Genomic DNA, 1845 nt, shown 5'->3' on the forward strand with positions numbered 1-1845 from the left:
TTAACGTTTTCCTATCAATTCTTAGTTGTTGATTGCGAACTTCAAGGGCATCAAAAGCAGCTATGCTCTCACCTAAGATAAACCCTGAAACGTTAGTTGAATTCTCACGACTGTACTTTGTTCCAGCCATTACATTTCGATGAATAAATCCCTGGTCGAAGATATATAGATTGGATTCTTTAGTTGGCTGGGAGTCCCATTCAGAACTTCTGAACTTAACGGCTTGCTGCCTATCGGAGAACTTTAGCTCAATTTGTGGATTGATAGCGTCTGGCTCTTGACCTTGAACTACTGATTTTCTATCAAGGACTAACTGAGGGTCATTGAGTGATAGTGAGTAAAGAATGTCGCAAAGAGTGCTCTTACCATTTCTATTTTCACCATAGATTACACTCACGCGACCAAGGAGTAAGCCACCAGCAAGTGCTCGACTGTAGTTACCGACGTTTTCTATTTTTTGAATTCTTTCTAACACTGCAACTTCCTTTTACTGAAATATTGGCTCTTCGTCACATCATGTGGCCTCTTCCCTAGCTGTCGGGTCCCGGCTGCATAACAAGGTTGAACCAGCATGCCACTTTTGCCTGCATGTCTGCTCAGGGTCGATAGCCGCCTCATTATTCTCGCCTGTGAGACTGCTTTGCGAAGGTAGCTTCTTAGTCATACGTGACGGCCATGGCACACATCGCCTGTAGAGCCCCGTCCAGGCCGAGCATGCGTGCGGCGAACTCGCTGCAAAGAAGAATCCCCTGGCAGATATTCATCGTATTTTTAGACCTACTTATTCTCAGCCAGGCCAGCCAACTCGCCCATAGAGGCTGGCGGCGCATCAAGTATTGATGCGAATAGCAGCAGGAGATTGATACAGCACTTATACGCTGAAACAGCCAAGCTCCCCACATCCTTCATATCCTGCGGCTTGATCAACTCCTTTTCGTAGCGCAGGTAGTCGCTAATCAGTAGCCAGGCGTAGCCGACGATGCCCAGTACACGTCGCGCCGTGCACGAGCAGCAGGAAATCGCTACCAAGGCACGACAGCAGGTCGTCAGGCGCTCTTGGATGCCGGCTCCAGTGCTTGCCTGGCTGCGTCGTGGACACATTCGAAGAGCAAGCTGGCATTACTCATCCCCAAGCATAGTAGCGTCCATAACACTTGGATTGACATTACCTGAGAGAGGTATTGCTGTCATGCCTTAATTAGGCGATGTTGCCCCAAAGCAGTAATGTCCACTTCGTCACATTCTAGAAATCCCCTTTTGGCTACAGAGAGGGAAAGATGGCGAAAGAGCAGATCACATATGGAGGGAGCGAGGGGTGTGAGTCCTTCACGCAACGGGGAGTTCTGTGACGGCGAGTCACGATATAAAGCCGGTGCTGCCCTTTTAGGCAGCACCGGCTATTCACGTCATCATTATTTTTGGAAGCTGGCTGTTAATGGTTAAACATGCTTGACCACTACAGATACCAGCTCACTCAGCAAACCTGTAGCCTTGGGTTGTGGTTTACAGAACCCTAAACCCCCTCCACCTCGATTCCATGCCTCGCGAGCCAGCCTTTGCGCTGCTCATAGTCCGGCATGGCGCGTTCCAGGCGGCGCCAGAAGGCCGGAGTGTGGTGGGGCTCGTGCAGGTGGACGAGCTCGTGAACGATCACGTACTCGGCAATGTGGCGCGGCAATAAAATGGTCTTCCAATGGAAGTAGAGCTGATGGCCCTTGCCGCAGGAGCCCCAGCGGTAACCGAGGTCCTGGACTTTCACGCCAGCGGGTTCCAGTCCCATACGACGGGCATGCGCCTTGACCTGGTGGTGAGCCAGTCGCTAGCACGGGTGCTGTACCAGCGGAT

Annotated in this window: 2 protein-coding genes; both read right to left on the minus strand. The window is 51.1% G+C overall.

Annotation, left to right across the window (positions count from 1 at the left end; all coding sequences use genetic code 11):
- Positions 1-475 (minus strand): hypothetical protein (locus OP495_RS17490; RefSeq protein WP_280571035.1); only part of this gene is annotated, 475 nt, incomplete at its 3' end.
- Positions 476-1513: 1038 nt separating this feature from the next.
- On the minus strand, positions 1514-1759 hold the full coding sequence (locus OP495_RS17495) for a M48 family metallopeptidase (protein ID WP_280571037.1): 246 nt from the start codon (positions 1757-1759) through the stop codon (positions 1514-1516).
- Positions 1760-1845: the final 86 nt, after the last annotated feature.

The sequence above is a fragment of the Chromohalobacter sp. 296-RDG genome, from assembly GCF_029889885.1.
GTDB lineage: Bacteria > Pseudomonadota > Gammaproteobacteria > Pseudomonadales > Halomonadaceae > Chromohalobacter.